Consider the following 18,182-nt stretch of genomic DNA (forward strand, 5'->3'; position numbering starts at 1 on the left):
GCTCACCGGCCCCGTCGCAGCATGGCCTGGACGGCCTCGTCGTCCAGGCCGCCGACGTCCGCCAGGAGCGCCTCCAGTTCCGCGTCCTCTGGCGCCTCCTGCGCGGGGGCCGCCGCCGCGTCTTCCTTCAGCCCCAGCACCTCTGCCGCCAGGTAGTCCACCAGCCCGTTGACGGTGGGGTTGTCGAAGGCCACCGTCGCGGGCAACGAGGTGCCCAGGCTCCGCTGAAGGACGTTGCGCAGCTCCACGGACATCAGCGAGTCCATGCCGAACTCGAAGAAGCCCTGGTTCGGATCCAACGGCTCCGTGACAGGCCGCCCCAGCACGCCGTTGACCAGCTCGCCCACGTGCGCGCGCAGGGCACCGCGCCGCTCCTTGGGCGGCAGCCGCTCCAAGCGCTGACGAATGCCCTCGCCCGCCGCGGGGCTGGCCTTCTCGATGAAGGCTTCGAACAGCGGCGAGCGCCCACGCCGCCCCAGCACCGCCCAGTCCACCGGGAGGACGCCGAGCTGCCCACGCAACGACAGGGCCTGCTCGAAGACCTGGAGCCCTTCCTCTGGCGGAATCACGCCGAAGCCAAGCTGCTCCATGCGGCGGCGAATCTGCTCCTCCGCGGCCGCGCCCACCTCCGCCCAGGCCCCCCAGTTCAGGCTCAGGGCAGGCAGCCCTTCGGCCTGACGGAAGCGCGCCAGCGCGTCCAGGAACGCATTGGCGGCCACGTAGTTGGCCTGCCCCGCCGAGCCGATGAGCGACGCCGCCGAGGAGAACACGACGAAGAAGTCCAGCGCCGTGCCTTGCAGCGCGCGGTGGAGGTTCCACCCGCCGGAGACCTTGGGCGCGAAGGCCCTGGCCAGCCGCTCCGGCGTCATCTGCATGAAGAGGCCGTCGTCGATGACCCCCGCGGAGTGGATGACGCCACGCAGGGGCGGCACCCGGCCGGAGAGTCCGGCGAGGACGCGCTCGACGTCCGCGGCCACCGCCACGTCTCCCTGCACGCAGTGGATGGTGACGCCGCGCTGCTCCAGCGCATCCAGGCGCGCGCGCGCCTCGGGCCCAGGCTCACGCCGCCCCATCAGCACGAGGTGACGGGCGCCCCGCTCCGCCAGGCGCTCCGCGACGACGAGCCCCAGTCCCCCAAGGCCGCCGGTGACCAGGTAGCTCGCGTCCGGCTTCAACGCGGTGTCGCCGCTGGCCCCCCGCAGCTTCCGGCTCCGCACCAACCGGGGCACACGGCGCGTCGTCCCGCGCAGGGCGACTTCGTCCTCGCCGCTCGCGCCCAGCAGCTCGGCGTGAAGCAGCGCCACCTCGTGCTCGGGCGCGCTGGCGTCCAGGTCCACGCGCCGGCAGTGCAGGTCCGGATGTTCGCGCGTGACGGACTTGCCCAGGCCCCACAGGACGGAGCTCCCCAGGTCGGAGAGGTGCTCCTGCTCCGTCGTCGCCTGGGCGCCGCGAGTCACGAGCCAGAGCGAGGTCTTCGTCCCCTTGGCCTCCACGAGCGCCTGGGCGAGCGCGAGCACGCGGGAGCCATGCGCCAGGGCCTGGGCGGGCACGTCGTCCTCGCCGCCGTCCAGGCTCCACAAGTCCACGACATGCAGCGGGCCCTGCGTCGCGTCCGGGCGCAGTCGGCCCAGGAGCGCGAGCGCCGCGTCGCGGCCGTTGATGGGCGTCCGTGCGTCGGCGGGCACCGTCACCACGTGCCAGCCGCTTCCGCTCAGGCGCTCGGCGAGGCGCGCGCCCACGCCCGCCGTGTCCGCGAGGAGGAGGCACTGTGTTCCAGCCTGCCCCGTGCCTGCCGTGCCCGCCGTGTGCGCCTCCAAGGGCCGAGCCTGCCACTCCAGCTCGTACAGCCAGCCCTGGTAGCGCTTGCTCTTCGCGCCCAGCAGCTCTTCCCGTCTGATGCGCCGGAGCAGCAGGCGCTCCACGGTGGCCACGCGCTCGCCGTCCTCCGTGAGCAACTGGAGGTCGCAGACGAAGCCGGGCCCCTTCGGGTCATCACTCCGCGCCAGCGTCGCGTGGGCCCACACCTCGCCCAGGCCGCCGCGAAGCACCTGCACCTGGCCCACGCCCACGGGCAGGTACGCGGCGTCCCCCTCCTCGTCGAGCACCGCGCCCACCATCTGGAAACACGCGTCCAGGAGCGCGGGCTGGAGCAGATACTGCCCGGCCTCCGCCGCCGCGCTGCCCGACAGGGACAGGCGCCCCAGCACCTCGCGCTCGCCTCGCCAGAGGCGCTGGATGCCTCGGAAGCTGGGGCCGTACGCGAGCCCCGCCTGGCCCAGCTTCGCGTAGTAACCCTCCACGGGCACCTCGCGCGACAGCGTGGCTCGGAGCCGCTCCACGTCGACGCGCTCACCGGGCGCGGGCGCCGTCGCGGAGAGCTTGCCGTGGGCATGGAGGATCCACCCGGGCTCACCTTCGCCCGTGTGCTCCTCCTGGCTGTAGATTTCAAAGCGCCCCGAGCGCTCGCCCTCGGGTGAATAGAGGAGCTGCACCCGGCGCTCCCCCTCCTCCGGGAGGAAGAGGGCCTGCGAGAAGGTGATTTCATCCACCGACCCGCCCGCCGCGCCGAAGAGCGACGCCCCCGCCGCGAGCCCCATCTCCACGTAGGCCGCGCCAGGCATCAGAACCTGTCCGTAGACGCCGTGGTCCTTCAGGAAGGCGGGCCTGGCCGCGCCCACCGAGGACTCGAACTGCTTCACCTGCGAAGGCGACGCGTGCAGGCGCCCCAGGAGGGGATGGCCTCGCGCCGCCCCTGCTTCCGGCGCCGCGCTGACGCCCGGGATGTCCCACGTCGACCCGTTGAGGTCCATCCAGTGGTGGCGCCGCTGGAAGGGATAGACGGGCAGCGCGACCTTGTGGCGCTCTCGCCCCTGGTCCACGCCGCGCCAGTCCACCGGCACGCCCGCGACGTGAAGCGCCGCGAGCCCTTCCAGCATCTGCTGCCAGTCGGAGCGCTCCGGCCGCAGGCTGCCCACCCAGAGCGTGTCCTCCTTCGTGATGCAGGACTGGCCCATGGTCACCAGCGTCGGCTTGGGACCGACCTCCAGGAAGGCCTTCACGCCGGCCTGCTCCAGCGTCTGCATGCCCCGGGCGAACATCACCGGCTCGCGCAGGTGCCGCACCCAGTACCGGGGCGTCAGGAGCTCCTTGCCGGCCTCGCGCCCGCTCAGGTTCGAAATCAGCGGGATGGACGGCGGCTGGAGTTTCACCTTCGCCACGGCGCGGGAGAACGCGTCGAGGATGGGGTCCATCAACGCGGAGTGGAACGCGTGCGAGACGCGCAGCATCGTGGCGCGCTTGCCCTTGCGCGTCAGCTCGGCCACGCATTCGCCGACCGCGGCCTCGCGCCCGGAGATCACCACGTTGCGCGGGCCATTGAGCGCCGCGATGGACACCTGCCCGTCGTACCGGGCCAGCAGCGCCTCCACCTCCGCCGCCTCCGCGGACACGGCCGCCATCGTCCCACCCGCGGGCAGCGACTGCATCAGGCGGGCGCGCGTGGCGATGAGCTCCAGCCCTTCCTCCAGGGTGAAGACGCCGGACACGCAGGCCGCCACGAACTCGCCCACGGAGTGGCCCATCACGAAGTCCGGGCGGATGCCCCACTGCATCCACACCTGCGCCAGGGCGTACTCGAGCGCGAACAACGCGGGCTGGGTGAAGCCCGTCTCGTCCAGCCGTGAGCGCGCCTGGGCGTCCCGCGCCGAGGGATGCAGCAGCTCGATGAGCGACTGGCCCAGCAACGGCCGCAGCACCTCGTCACAGCGCAGGAGCGTGTCCCGGAAGATGGGCTCGGTCCGGAACAGCTCCTCGCCCATGCCTGGCCACTGCGCGCCCTGTCCGGTGAACAGGAAGGCGACGCGGGGTTGCCCCTCCGCCTTGCCGCTCAGCACCGCGGGAGACGTCTGCCCCGCCAGGAAGGCGCTGAGCTGGTCCCGCAGGCCCTCCTGGGTGCCGCCCAACACCGCGAGCCGGTGCCGGAAGGCGTCGCGGCCGGTGTTCGCGGTGAAGCAGATGTCCTCCAGGGACTGCCCCGCGAGCCCCGGGCCACCGAGCGCCTGCGTGTAGCGCTGCGCCAGCTCGTTCAGCGCCTGCGGCGTCCGGCCCGACAACGTCAGGACATGAAGCGGCCGAGGCACCGCATCCGGCGTCCGCGCCGGCGCCGGTGGAGCCTCCTCGATGAGCACGTGGGCGTTGACGCCGCTGAGCCCGAAGCCGCTGACGCCCGCGACCCGAGGCTTGTCGCCCTGGGGCCAGGGCGTCACCTTCGTGGGGATGGCGATCTGCAACTGCTGCCAGTCCACGGCCGGGTTGGGCGTGCGGAAGTGGAGGTGCGGCGGGATTTCGTTCTGCCCCAGGGACAGGACGACCTTGATCATCCCCGCCGCGCCCGCCGCGGACTCCAGGTGCCCCAGGTTCGTCTTCGCGGAGCCCACCAGCAGCGGCGCATCCGCGGCGCGGCCAGGCCGGAGCACCGCGTCCAGCGCCCGCAGCTCGATGGGGTCCCCCAGCGGCGTGCCGGTGCCGTGGGCTTCGATGTAGTTCACGTCCGCGGGCGCGAGGTTCGCGGCCTCCAGCGCCTTGCGCAGCAGCTTCTCCTGCGCGGGCCCGTTGGGCACCGTCAGGCCGCCACTGAGCCCGTCATGGTTCACCGCGGAGCCCCGGATGACGGCCAGGATGCGGTCCTTGTCCCGCTGCGCCTCCGAGAGCCGCTTGAGCACCAGCACGCCGCAGCCCTCGCCTCGGCCGTAGCCGTTGGCGGAGGCGTCGAACGTCTTCGAGCGCCCATCCGGCGCCAGCGCCCGCATCTTCGACAGGACGATGTTGTTGTCCGGCCGGAGAATCACATTCACGCCGCCCGCCAGCGCCAGCGAGCACTCCCCCTGCCGCAGCGCCTGGCAGGCCAGGTGGGCGGAGACGAGCGCCGACGAGCACGCCGTCGCCACCACCATGGACGGCCCCTGGAGCCCCAGCACATAGGACACGCGGCCAGCGGAGAAGCTCAGCTCGTTGCCGGTGCCCATGTACGGCAGGTCGCGCGTCTGCACCGCGTTGAAGGGAACGCGCCCGTAGTCACTGCTCAGGAAGCCGACGTAGACGCCCGTGTCGCTGCCCATGAGGGAGCCGGGAGCGATTCCGGCGTCCTCCAGCGCCTCCCAGGACACCTCCAGCATCAGCCGCTGCTGCGGGTCGACGTAGTTCGCCTCGCGCGGCGAAATCCCGAAGAACTCACTGTCGAAGGCGGCGATGGGCTGCTTGAGGAATCCCCCCTCGCGCACGAACATCTTCCAGCCCGCGTCCGGGTCCTCCGCGTAGTACGCATCCACGTCCCAGCGGTCCGCCGGGACGGTGGTCACGGCGTCGACGCCGCCGCGCAGCAGCTCCCAGTACGCGTTGGGGTCGTTCGCGCCACCGGGGAACCGGCACCCCATGCCGATGACGGCGATGGGCTCCGAGCGCGCGCGTTCCAGACCATCCACGCGCGCCCGGAGGGTCTTGATGGCCAATGCCGCCCGTTGCAAGGGCGTCATCGACTCCATCGAGAGAGCATTCTCCTCGTTGGACATCCTCACTCGAATGGACTCATCCGACACGACCCACCCCTTTCACCGCGACTAGCTGATGGAAATCTTCTCGACCGGTTCCGGCGCGGGGCTGGCCGTCGCTTCGCTCGTGGTGCTCGCGGCCGGGCTGGAGGCGTCCGTGGCGCCTCCCCCCGCGGGCGGCGCGCGGCGGTCGCTGGGCCGGGCGCAGGCCTCGGCGCCCGCGCTCCCCTTCGGCCGCTTCGCGAGGATCAGGTCGCTGGCCTTCTGGAAGACGTCGCCCAGGGACGGGCCGGTCCGGGGCGGATGGGCCGACGTCGGCGGACACGGCTGCTTCGCCCGGTCCTCGATGGCGGCGTCGATGTGCTGCAGCTCGTGGATCTGCGCGTCGAGGATGTGCGCGACGCCCTTGAGCGCCTCCTGCTTCGCGCGGAAGAGCTGCTGCACCAGGCCCCGCCCGCCGGGAATCACCGCGTTGGCGAACTCGGCGAACCGCGCGCCGTACTCCGGCGAGGAACCGAAGGAATTTTTCGGGAAACGATCATCTTGCGAGGACATCAGACACCTCTTTCCTTTTGAAAACTCACGATGAGCCGGTCGCCCTCCATGTGGGCGCCCGACGTCGGGAGGAGTGCAATCATCCGAGGCAACACCACGTTGCGCCGGACGGCCCCGACCTGGATGACGAACTCCGCGCCGCGGCGAGTGAGCTCGACCTCGCTCTTCGCCACGAAGGGGAGCCGGACCTCCAGCGTGTACGCATCCACGGCGGCCTTGCGGATGCCCAGGGGAGCCTGCGGGGCCGTGAGAGAAACGGGGTCCTCGCCCTGGTAGAGCTGCTCCGCGAAGGTGTCGAGCGGCTTCTCCCCCACCACCTCGGCGGCCTGGTGCGGGACCTTCAACACCAGGAGCGACGAGAACGCGCCCTGGAGTCTTTCGACGTGCGGCTGCTGCGCCTCCTGCGCGAGGCGGTTGATGACGACGCAGTCCACCGCGAGCTCATGCAGGCTGAAGTACGTGTACGCCCGCTGCGTCTCCTGCACGGACACCGTGTCCGCGGTGGTCACCAGCCGCAAGGTCGTCACCGTCGGGTCGCGCAGCAGCGCGTCCACGGCGTTCAGCCGGTCGCGAACCTCCAGGCTCGCGTCCGCGCCGTGGAGGCTCGCGGCCAACAGCCGCGCCTTGCGCCCGGGCTGCGTGGGCGCCTCCTGCTTGCGCGCGTACCAGCGCATCGCCGGCACGGTGTTGAGCAGGTGCAGGGCCGCGCCCGTGGACGGGCAGTCCACGACGAGCAGGTCGTGCTGCTGCGCGCGGACGTACTCGCCCAGCCGGAGGAGCATGACGACGTGGGCCACCTCGGCCGTCATCGCCACCTCCTCCGCGCTCACCCGCTCCAGACCGCCATCCACGAGCGCGGACAGGCCGCCCTGGCCTCCGTTCCAACCCCGGCGGAGCTCCTCGCCCACGTCCACCTCGTGGAAGGACAGGTGGTCGTTGACGCCCACGGGGACGCCCCGGGGCCCGGAGAAGAGCGCGCCTTCCTGGCCCATGGCCGCGCCGAGCCCATGGGTCAGGTCGAAGGAGAGCACCAGGGTGCGAAGGCCCCGGCGCGAGGCCGCGAGCGCGGTGGCGGCCGCCACCGTGGTCTTCCCGGCGCCCCCTCTTCCGGAGACAAGAATGATGCGCGTCATCTCAAATCACCCCTCGCGTCGCGGTCCGTGCCAGGTGTCCCATTCGCGCTAGGCGGCCTTCGCCGCGTCCCCCAGCCAGCCCGACTTCCCGAGCCACGTCTGGGCCCGGTTGAGCTGCCCGACGGTGGACTGGGTGGCCAGCAGGCTGGTGAGGGTGGACTCCACCTGCTGGAGGTTCGCCGCGGAGAGCGTCTGGTCCACCACCGGGTTCAGCCGGAAGTACTTCTTCCGGAGAATCATGCGGCACTGGTAGTCCACCGCGTCCGAGCCGGCCTCCATCATCATCTTCACGACCACCATGGGGTCGTGGAAGTCCAACAACCACTTGGAGAAGCCCCAGTTCGCGGTGCCCTTGCAGAAGTGCGGCGTGAGGTACGAAGACATGCAGCCGTTGCCCACGGACATCAGCAGGATGTTCGTCAGGTCGGGCGGCTCCGTCTCCAGCGTCTCCACCTTCTCGTCGCGGCTCTTGCGGGTGATGTTGTTGATGATCTGCGCCAGCGCCACCAGCGCCGGGTTGTTGGCATAGACGCCGCCGTCCACGTAGCCGCTGCCCTGCTCCCGGAGGCCCTGGTAGACGGGATAGGAGAGCGGGGGCGAACCGCTGCGCATCAGCACGTCCACCACCAGCTCGTTGTGGTCGCTGTCGTTGTCCGGCCCGGTGTTGTGGAACACCTTGGCCTTCCAGGTCCGCAGCGACTTGCGGTGCCCGTCGAGCTGGAAGGACGGAATCGCCACCTTCCGCTTCAGGTCACCCAGGCGCAGCGTCGCGCCGAAGTAGCTGCAGAAGAAGTCGCGCATGTAGCTGGAGTCGAGCAGCGCGGCGTTGCCCGTCAGCGCCATGGCGGTCCGCCCCAGCGACACCGCCTTGCGGTTCATCTGGACGACCTCACCCCAGAAGTCGAGGATCTTGGGGAAGGCGTCGTCGGGGTTCTCATAGGTGGCGAAGAACGCGGCGTTGAAGGAGCCCGCGGACGTCCCGGAGAACAGCTCCACGTCATTCAGCAGGGACTGTCCACTGCCGCGGCTGGTCAGCGTCTCCCTGAGCGACTTGAGCAATCCCGCGGTGACGTACCCCTCGCCACCAGAAATAGACGTACCATCCATTGTAAGGACTCGGTGCGGCATTACATGACCTCCATGGGGAGCTGCGCAGCCAGCCCCGGTGCTGGCATTTCCGCCCGAGACACTTCTGCGATTGGCGGGACAGTCAGAACCCTATCCAGGCATTTCTGTATTTCATTTGCAAGCACGACGACATTCCGCTCATCCATGATGAGTGTCATGTGATTACCGGGAACCGGTATCACCTCCGTCCCCGCGAGCGCGAACCTGCGCACACTGTCGACGAGCGGATCGCCGCCGACTGTCACGGGACCCGTCCTGTAAAGTGTGGCGGCGCCGCCGTAGGATGAGAACGTATAGAGTTGTTCAGAGCGCCGTGTTGACAGGAAATTCCGGGCCGTCAGCGCGCTGTCTCGCAAGAAACGCCACAGGTATGAATACTGACCATCCGTACCCCGACGAAGCAGGTCTGTCCATGTCTCGGGGAGGCTGATGCCCATCCATTCCCCAATCAATCGCAGGCTCGCGTAGTCGCGCGGCATCTGGGCCTCGCCCAGGACCTTGAGGAGCTGGGAGCCCGCGGGGATCTCCTGGGGCGTGCCGTCGTGCGCCGCCAGCCGGTCCAGGGCCGCGCCGTCAATCAGCCCCAGCAGGGCCACCTGCTCGCCCAGCGCCTCCAACTGCCGGGCCATCTCGCAGACGACCAGTCCACCGTAGGACCACCCCGCGATGCGGTACGGGCCGCGCGGCTGGACCTGCCGCAGGGCCGCCACGTAGAGCGCGGCGGTGTCCTCGATGGTCTCCGGCGGCTGCTGGTCGTCCATCACGCCCGGCATCTGGAAGCCGAACACGGGCTGCTCCGCGTCCAGGTGCCGGGCCAGGGTGACGTAGACGGCCGGGCTGCCCGCGGAGGGCGGGGCCAGGAACAGCGGCGGTTTTCGCCCCAGCGGCTTCAGCGCCACCACGCAGGGCGGGAGCTGGCGAATCAACGCGGTGACCTTCCCGGCGTGTTCATCAATCCAGCTCGCCAGGGACTCGACGGTGGGCCGGTCGAACACCTCGTTGAGGGGCACCTCGATGTTCAGCTTCTCGGAGATGCGTGAGATGAGCGTGACGGCGAGCAGCGAGTGTCCGCCCAGCTCGAAGAAGCTGTCGGTGGGCGCCACGGTGCTCAAGCCCAGCAGCTCGCCAAAGAGGGCCTGGAGCTGCTGCTCCGTCCCGGTCCGCGCCACCGTGCGGACCAGCCCACTGGCCGTGGGAGTCTCCGACACCACGGGCGGCAGGGCCTTGCGGTCAATCTTCCCGCTGGGCGTCAGCGGCAGCTCGGGGAGGAGCGCGATGACCTCCGGCAGCATGTACTCGGGCAGCACCTCGCGGAGGGACTGCCGCAGCGCCGCCCGCAGGTCACCGTCGTCCGGGCGCTCCAGCGTCCGCGGCTGCACGTAGGCCACCAGGCGCGGCGCCCCACCGGGAGGACGCTGGAGCACCACCGCGGCCTGGACCACGTCGGGGTGCCCGCCCAGCGCGGCCTCCACCTCGCCGGACTCGACGCGGTGACCTCGAATCTTGAGCTGGTCGTCCTGGCGGCCCAGGTACTCGATGCGGCCGTCGGACAGGTACCGGGCGTGGTCGCCGGTGCGGTAGAGCCGCGAGCCTCCAGGCCCCGCCGTGTCCGGCTCGAAGGGGTTGGGGACGAAGCGCTCGGCCGTCAGGTCCGGGCGGCGCAGATAGCCCCGGGCCAACCCGACGCCGCCGATGTACAGCTCCCCGGCCACGCCGACGGGCACCGGCTGCAGGTGCCGGTCCAGGATGTACAGCCGCATGTGCGGGATGGGCCGGCCAATGGGCACGCGCTCCGGCGGCGGCGCGCCCTCCGGGAGGAGCGCCTCGAAGCAGCAGGCCACCGCGGCCTCGGTGGGGCCGTACTCGTTGATGACCCGCGTGGGCAGGCCCTGCGCTCGCCACGCGGCCAGGTCCACGCCGTGCAGCCCTTCCCCACCCAGCACCACCGCGTGGGTCCGTCCCAGCACCTCGCGCGTGCGGCCCAGGCCGTTGAAGGCGCGCAGGTGAGAGGGCGTCATCTTGATGAAGCTGAAGCCCTGCTCCGCGTAGTCGCGGGACGTCAGCACGTCGATCTCCCGCCCGCGCGGCACGAGGAACAACGCGCGGCCGGCGAGCAGCGGCGCGAAGAGGCTCGTCAGGGTTCCGTCGAAGCTGACGGAGCCAATCACCGGGCTGCCCGTCCCCTCGCGGAGCCGGTAAGCCTCCACGCTCCAGCGCAGGTAGTTGACGATGCTCCGGTGGGTGAGCTCCGTGCCCTTGGGCCGGCCTGTCGAACCCGACGTGTAGAGGATGTAAGCGAGCTGGTCCGGGAGCACGTCGCGGCGAAGCTGCTGGCCGGGAGCGGCGGGCATGTCCCGGTAGCCATCATCCACGTGCAGGGTGACGAAGCCGCCCATGCCCCAGAGGCGCTCGGAGCGCTTCTCCGTGGAGATGAGCACCCGGGGCCGGGCATCCGCGACGATGTGGCGGAGCCGGTCCGCGGGCTCGTCGACGTCGAGCGCGAGGAACGCGCCGCCCGCCTTGAGCACGCCCAGCAGGCTCACGATGAGCTCCGGGGAGCGGTCGAGGTAGACGCCGACCACCACCTCCGGGCCCACGTCCAGCTCCTGGAGCGCCGCGGCGACGCGGTCGCTGAGCTGGTCCAGCTCGCCGTACGTCAGCTCCCAGTCGTCCACGACGACGGCCACCGCGTCCGGCGTGCGCAGCGCCTGGGCTTCGATGAGCGCGTGGAGGCACACCGCCTCCTCCGTGGGCGTCCCGGTGTCGTTCCACTGCCGGAGGACGCGCCGCCGGTCCTCCGCGTGGAGCATCGGCAGCGCTCCCACGGGGCGCTGTGGCTCCGCCACCAGCCCCGCGAGCAGCACCTGGAAGCAGTCCACGTAGTGCTGGATGGTGCGCTGCTCGAAGAGGTCCCGGCTGAACACCATCCGCGCCGACAGCCGGTCGCCGTGGTCGTCCACGAAGAGGCTGAGGTCGAAGCGCGACGTGTTCGCCTCGAACTCGAGCGGCCGGATGCGCAGCCCCGTCTCCGCCTGCGCCTCGGAGGAAGCGCGCACCCAGGCGAACACGACCTGGAACAGCGGGTTGAAGCCCAGGCTCCGCGCCGGGCGCAGCTCCTCCACGAGCAGGTCGAAGGGCAGGTCCTGGTGGGCGAAGGCGTCGAGCACCGTCTCGCGCACGCGCTCCAGGACGGTGGCGAAGCCGGGGTCGCCCCCCAGGTCCACGCGCATCACCAGGTTGTCCACGAAGAAGCCCACCAGGGGCTCCAGCTCCGTGCGGCTCCGGTTGATGGAGTTGGCGCCCAGCACCAGGTCGTCACGCCCCGTGAGGCGGTGCAGCAGCACGAAGAACGCGCTCAGCATCCCCACGAAGGGCGTGGTGCGCGCCGCGTGGCTCTGGGCCTTCAGGGCCGCGGTGAGCTCGGGGCCCACCTCGAAGCGGACCTCGCCGCCGCGGTTCGTCGGGGCCTTGGGACGCGCGTGGTCCGTGGGCAGCTCGAGCAGCGGCGGCGCCCCTTCCAGCTTCTTGCGCCAGTAATCCACCAGCTTCCGCCGCACGTCGCCTTGCAGGTAGTCCCGCTGCCAGGCGGCGAAGTCGGAGTACTGGAGCGTCAGCTGCGGCAGCGGCGAGGGCTGACCGCTGGCGAAGGCGCCATACAGCGTCACGATTTCGCGGACCAGGATGGCCTGGGCCCACACGTCCGCCGCGATGTGATGCAGGCAGAGCTGGAGGTACTGGCCCTGGGCGCCCCGCTCAATCACCAGGAAGCGCAGCAGCGGGCCCGTGGCGAGGTCGAAGGGCCGCCTGCCCTCGCGCAGGAGGAACGCCTCCACGCCTCCGGGCTCGGCGGCCAGCACGTCTCGCTCGTCGAGCACGCGGAAGTCGAGCGGGGGCTCCAGGTCGACAATCTGGACCGGGACGCCCGCATGCTCGGCGTAGCGCGTCCTCAGAATCTCGTGGCGGCGGATGACCTCGGTGAAGCAGCGCGCCAGGATGGCCACGTCGAGGTGCCCTTCGACCTGGAGCGCCAGCATCAGGTTGTACGCGGTGCCGCCGGGCTCCAGCCGGTCGAGGAACCACAGCCGCGTCTGCCCATAGGAGAGCGGCGCGGGGCCGGTGCGCGGCACCGGGACGATGGGCGCCTCCCCCTGGCCCTGGTCATGCGCGCGCAGCAGCTCCAGCAGCGCCGGCTTGTGCTCCGCCAGGGCCTGCCGGAGCTCCGCGCTGGCGGCGCCCTTCGGCCCCCGGAGCCTCAGCGCCTCTCCCTCGACCCGGACTTCAAGGCCTCGCCGATTCAGCTCGGCGAGCAGTTCCCCCAGGTTCATACCGTCAACTCCTCGATTTCGGCTGCGGCCTCCGCCGCGGGAGCACGCGCGAGCAGCTCCTTGAGCTCGAGCTGGTTGCTCAACGCGTCGACGATGCCGTCGAGCGTCGTGCCGTCGATGAACCGCGCCATGAGCAGGTCCACGCCCAGCTCGCGGCCAATGCGGTTCTTCAGCTCGACCGCGCGCAGCGAATCGAGCCCCATCTCGTTCAGGGAGATCTTCTTCTGGAGGACCTCGTGGTCCGGAGCGAAGCCCAGCAAGGGCCCCAGCCGGCTCTGCACGTACCGCGTCAGCAACGCGCGCCGGCGCTCGCCGTCCGCGCGCTTCAATTCGTCCACCAGCTCCTGCAGCCGCGAAGCCCCCGCGGACCGGGCCTGCTCACGGAGCATGAGCTCGGAGAACAGGGGGCCATGGCCGGGCGAAGGCCCTGACTCCAGCGAGGAGACGCTGAAGGGCACCACGCCCATCTGCACGGCCCCCTGCTCCAGGAGCTGCTCCAGGACCTGGAGCGCCACCTCGGGGGCGAGGCTGGCGGCGTCCGACGCCTCCGCGCTCTTCGCGGCCATGCCCGCCCCCGCCCACCGGCCCCAGTTGAGGCTGAGCGCAGGCAACCCCTGGTGGCGCCGGTGGTGCGCCAGCGCATCCAGGACGCTGTTGGCCGCCACGTAGTTGGACTGCCCCGCGACGCCCACCAGCGAGGCCGCGGACGAGTACATGACGAAGAGATCCAGCGGCAGGCCGACCGTGGCGCGGTGCAGGTTCAGCGCGCCTCGCACCTTGGGCGCGAACACGCGGGAGAAGCGCTCCCGGTCCTGGTGCAGGATGACGCCGTCCTCCAGCACACCCGCGGTGTGGATGACGCCGCGCAGGTGCTGTCCCCGCTCGGCCACCCCCGCCACCAGGCGCTGGACGTCCTCCAGGCGTGAGACATCGGCGCGCGCGACGGTGATGTCGGCGCCCCGCGCGGTCAACGCCGCGAGCCGCTCGTTCGCCGCGTCGGAGGGCCCGCCGCGGCCCACCAGCAACAGGTGGTGGGCTCCCGCCCCCACCAGCCACTCCGCGGTCGCGAGCCCCAGCGCCCCCAGGCCCCCCGTCACCAGGTAGACGCCCTCCGGCTGGATGCGCACGGGGGCCGCGCCGCCGGACGGCTTGCCCGGGCGCACGAGCCGCGCGCCCAGGAGCCGGCCACCGCGCACGGCCATCACGTTTTCCTGGGGCGGCTGCGCCATCAGGTGGAACAAGCGCTCCAGGGCCTCGGCGCCCGGCTCCAGGTCGACCATGCGGCACGTAAGCTCCGTGTGCTCGATGGCCGCCGCGCGGCCGAAGCCCCAGAGCGCCGCCTGCGCGAAGCCCTCCACCGCGTCCGTGGGCGTGGCGGCGACCGCGCCTTCCGTCACCATCCACAGCGCGGGCCGGTGCGCCCAGGTGGCCCGCGCCAACGCCTTCACCAGGTGCAGCGCCCCCACGGTGCTCGCCGTCAGCTCACCGGAGCGGGCTTCGGGAGAACGGTCCCCCATCCCCCACAGGCAGGCCACCGCCGTGGGCGCCGCGCCGTCCGCGGAGACGTCCTGGAGCAGCCGGTCGAAGTGCGCGGCGTCGTGCGGGTCCAGCCGATAGTGGCCGGCGTCGACGCACGCGTAGCCCGCGCCGGGTGTCGCCACCACACAGCGCCAGGAGCGTTGCCGCGCCAGCGCCTGGACTTCCCGCGCGAGGCCTTCGGAGTCCACCAGCAGCAGCCAGGAGCCGGCCTGCGTCGCGACCTGGTCACGCGCGGTGGGCGCGGGCTGCTCCCGCCACGCCAGCTCGTAGAGCAGCTCCTGCGTCGCGGCAGAGAAGGCCGCCTGGAACGCGCGACGGTCGACCTGCTTCAGCAGCAGGCCCTCCACCTCGGCGACGACCGCTCCGTCCTCATCGAGGATGCGGAGGTCGGCGCTCGCCAGGCCCTCCGCGAGCGACGCCCGCGCGCCCGCTCGGGCGTGCACCCAGATGCTGCTGCCGGGCCGCTTGAACCAGCGCAGCCGTTCAATGGCGATGGGGATGCGCCCCTGCCCTTCTCCCGTCACCTGCGCGTCGCCTCCCGTGAAGGCCGCGGCCGCGGTCTGGAAGCAGGCGTCGAGCAGCAGCGGATGCAGCCAGTAGTCCCCCAGCCCGATGACGAGCGCGTCAGGGAGCCTCACGTGCGCGAGGCACCCTTCCTCGCCGAACCGCAGCGCGTCGATGCCTCGGAAGGACGGGCCGTACTCCAAGCCCCCACGCGCCATCATCTCGTAGAGCGCGCGGACGGAACCCTCCCTGGGGAACTCCGGCAGCAGCCCCGACGCCAGCGGCACCGTGTCCGGACGCGTGCGCCCTTCGATGACCCGCCCCTGGGCCAACCGGGACCAGGCGCGGTCCGAGCCCCCCGTGGCCTGTCCGTGGATTTCGAAGCGGGAGCCGCCCTCCTCGGGCGACAACACCGTCTGGACGTCCTGCGCCTGTCCCTCCGTGAAGACCAGCGCCCGCTCCAGCTCGATGGCCGTCAGCTCCAGGGGCCGGCCCGGCGGAGCGACGTGGTGCGCCGCGCCGAGCGCCATCTCGACGTAGCAGGCGGCCGGCAGCACGGCGTTTCCGAGGACGCGGTGCTCCTCGATGAAGGCGGGCGCGTGCGTGCTCAGCCGGGCCGCGAAGCGTGCCTCCTTCGCGCCCGCGAGCGGCAGCGGCGTCCCCGGCAGCGGATGCGCCTCGCCTCGCGCGGCGTCGTCAGCCGCCGAGTAGGCGCGGTGCCCCGCGGGGCCCTTCGAGTCCATCCAGTAGCGCTCACGCAGGAACGGATGGGTTGGCAGGCAGCGCGGCCGGCGCTCGAAGGGCGCGTCGAACGCCGCCCAATCCACGTCGAAGCCGCGCATGTACAGCTCCGCGAGGCTGGCGAGCAGTTGCGCGGTCTCCCCCGCCGACGGGCGCAGGCTGGGGAGCCAGGACAGCTCCTCCGCCGTCTGGAAGTTCCTGCGGCCGATGCCCGCCAGGATGGGCGCGGGCCCCAGCTCCAGGTACGTCCGGTGCCCCTCCGCGCGCAGCGCCTCCAGCCCCTGGGCGAACGCCACGGGCTCCCTCAACTGACGGCACCAGTACTCCGGCCGGGCGATTTCGTCGCCGACACGCCGGCCCTCCAGCGTGGAGACCAACGGGATGCGCGGAGCCGCCAACGTCACGCCCTGGAAGGCCTCGGCGAACGGCTTCAACACCGGCTCCATCTGCGTGGAGTGGAACGCGTGGGTCATCCGCAGGCGCTTCGTCTGGAGGCCCTGGCGTCCCAGGGCCGCCTCCACCTCCGTGATGGCGTCCGGCGCTCCCGAGACGACCACGTCCTCGGGGCCGTTGATGGCCGCCAGGGACACCGCGCCGGAATGGGGCGCGATGGCGCCGCGGACCGTGTCGAGCGGCGCGGAGACCGTCAGCATCGCCCCGGCGCCCAGCAGGTCGCCGATGAGCCGCGCGCGCGTCACCACCAGCCGCAGGGCCTCCTCGATGCTGAACACCCCCGCCACGGCCGCCGCGGCGTACTCCCCCAGGCTGTGCCCGATGAGCGCCGACGGCGTGACGCCCCAGGATGCCCACAGCTCCGCCAGCGCGAACTCCAGCGCCACCAGCGCGGGCTGCGCGTGGCGCGTGTCCTCCAGGAGCGTCGCGGACGTGTCACCGAAGAGCAGCGCTTCCAGCTTGCAGTCGAGCAGCCCGTCCAGCGCCTTGGAGCAGCGCTCCAGCGCGGCCCGGAACACCGGCTGGGTCTCGTAGAGCTCGCGCCCCACGCCGGGACGCAGCGCGCCCTGCCCCGTGAAGAGGAAGACAGGCCGGGGGCGCTCCGTGCCGCGCAGCGGCTCGCGCTCCGGGCGCAGCTTCTCCTCACGCAGCCGCGCCAGGTTCGCGCGCAGCTCCGCGGCGGTGGCGCCGGCCACGGCGGCGCGGTGCTCGAACTGGGAGCGGCCGGCGTTCGCCGTGTAGCACCAGTCCCCCAGCACCGACGCGTCCTCGGGCAGCGCGCGCTCCTGCGCCTCCATGAGGGCTTCGAGCGCGGCTTCGCTCTTCGCCGACAACGCCAGCACGTGGACGGGGCGCTCGTGCTCCGGGCGGGGCCTGGACAGCACCGGGGCCTCTTCCACCACCAGGTGCACGTTGGTGCCGCTGAAGCCGAAGCTGCTGACGCCCGCGATGCGCCGCTTGTCTCCGCGCAGCCAGGGCCGGGTGGCCGTGGGCACGGTGACGGGCAGGTCATCCCAGCGGATGTTCGGGTTGGGCCGCTCGAAGTTCAGGTGGGCGGGGATGGCCTCGTTCTGCAACGACAGCAGGACCTTGATGAGCCCCGCGATGCCCGCGGCGGCCTCCAGGTGCCCGATGTTCGTCTTCACCGAGCCGACGTACAGCGGCTCACCGCGCGCGCCCTTGCGGCCGAAGACGGACCGCAGCGCCTCCATCTCGATAGGGTCCCCGAGCAGCGTCCCCGTGCCGTGGGCCTCGATGTAGCCCACCTGGTCCGGCTCCACGCCGCAGCTCTCCAGCGCCGCCCGGATGACGCGCTCCTGTGAGCGTCCGTTGGGCACCATCAGCCCGCTGCTGCGTCCGTCATGCGTGACGGCCGAGCCCCGGATGACCCCGATGATGGCATCCCCCTGCGCCAGCGCGTCCGACAGGCGCTTGAGCACGACGACGCCGCAGCCCTCGCCGCGCCCGAAGCCATCCGCGGACGCGTCGAACGTCTTGCAGCGGCCATCCGCCGCGAGCATCCGGTTCTGGCACTCCACCATCACCGTGACGGGCGACAGGTTCAGGTTCACGCCCGCGGCGAGCGCGAGGTCGCTCTCGTCGTTGCGGAGGCTCTGACACGCCAGGTGGATGGCGACCGCGGACGACGAGCACGCCGTGTCCACCGAGACCGCCGGCCCCTGCAGGCCCAGCGTGTGGGAGATGCGCCCCGCGGCGACGGACGGGTAGTTGAGCGACGCCGAGTGGAACTCCATGTCCTCGGTGATGCCCAGCAGGTTGTAGTCGTTGTGCATCAGCCCCAGGAAGAGGCCGGTGCGGCTCCCAGCGAGCCCGGCGGGCGGGATGCCCGCGCGCTCCAGGGCCCGCCAGCACTCCTCCAGCAACATGCGCTGCTGCGGGTCCATGCCCTTGGCGTCACGCGGCGTGATGCCGAAGAAGCCAGGGTCGAACAGGTCGACGCCGTCGATGAAGGCGCCCCGGCGCGTGTACATCTTTCCCGGGACACCGGGCGTGGGGTCGTAGAACGCGTCGACGTCCCAGCGCGAGGAGGGCACCTCCCGCGTCGTGTCCCGGCCCGCGGCCAGCATCTCCCAGAACGTCTCTGGCAGCTCACCGCCGCCAGGGAAGCGGCAGGACATGCCAACGACCGCGATGGGCTCGGCCGCCAGCAGCTCCTTCTTCGAGCGAAGCTGGCTCGCCAGGTACGCGAGCTTGACGACAGGCCATTCAGAAATGCGTGTGGATAGTTTCGCCATCAG

General features: G+C 71.5%; 6 protein-coding genes. All 6 read right to left on the reverse strand.

Annotated features, from left to right (window positions below):
* Positions 1–2: 2 nt before the first annotated feature.
* A complete protein-coding gene (locus MYMAC_RS21255) occupies positions 3–5,540 on the reverse strand; it encodes a type I polyketide synthase (RefSeq protein ID WP_095961649.1) in 5,538 nt (1,845 codons plus the stop codon).
* Between the two features lie 75 nt (positions 5,541–5,615).
* Positions 5,616–6,101 carry a hypothetical protein gene (locus tag MYMAC_RS21260; protein WP_204816851.1) on the reverse strand — a complete coding sequence of 162 codons (486 nt, stop codon included), beginning with the start codon at positions 6,099–6,101 and terminating at the stop codon, positions 5,616–5,618.
* The gene (locus MYMAC_RS21265) at positions 6,101–7,234 is read right to left on the reverse strand and encodes an ArsA family ATPase (protein ID WP_095959409.1); all 1,134 of its coding nucleotides are present in this window, start codon (positions 7,232–7,234) and stop codon (positions 6,101–6,103) included. The genes MYMAC_RS21260 and MYMAC_RS21265 overlap by 1 nt, the downstream gene beginning before the upstream one ends.
* Before the next feature lie 48 nt (positions 7,235–7,282).
* On the reverse strand, positions 7,283–8,362 hold the full coding sequence (locus MYMAC_RS21270; protein ID WP_095959410.1) for a patatin-like phospholipase family protein: 1,080 nt from the start codon (positions 8,360–8,362) through the stop codon (positions 7,283–7,285).
* A complete protein-coding gene (locus MYMAC_RS21275; RefSeq protein ID WP_095959411.1) occupies positions 8,362–12,687 on the reverse strand; it encodes a non-ribosomal peptide synthetase in 4,326 nt (1,441 codons plus the stop codon). Before MYMAC_RS21275 ends, MYMAC_RS21270 begins: the two co-directional genes overlap by 1 nt.
* On the reverse strand, positions 12,684–18,179 hold the full coding sequence (locus MYMAC_RS21280; RefSeq protein WP_095959412.1) for a type I polyketide synthase: 5,496 nt from the start codon (positions 18,177–18,179) through the stop codon (positions 12,684–12,686). Before MYMAC_RS21280 ends, MYMAC_RS21275 begins: the two co-directional genes overlap by 4 nt.
* Positions 18,180–18,182: the final 3 nt, after the last annotated feature.

Origin of the sequence: Corallococcus macrosporus DSM 14697, from assembly GCF_002305895.1 — a bacterium.
GTDB lineage: Bacteria > Myxococcota > Myxococcia > Myxococcales > Myxococcaceae > Myxococcus > Myxococcus macrosporus.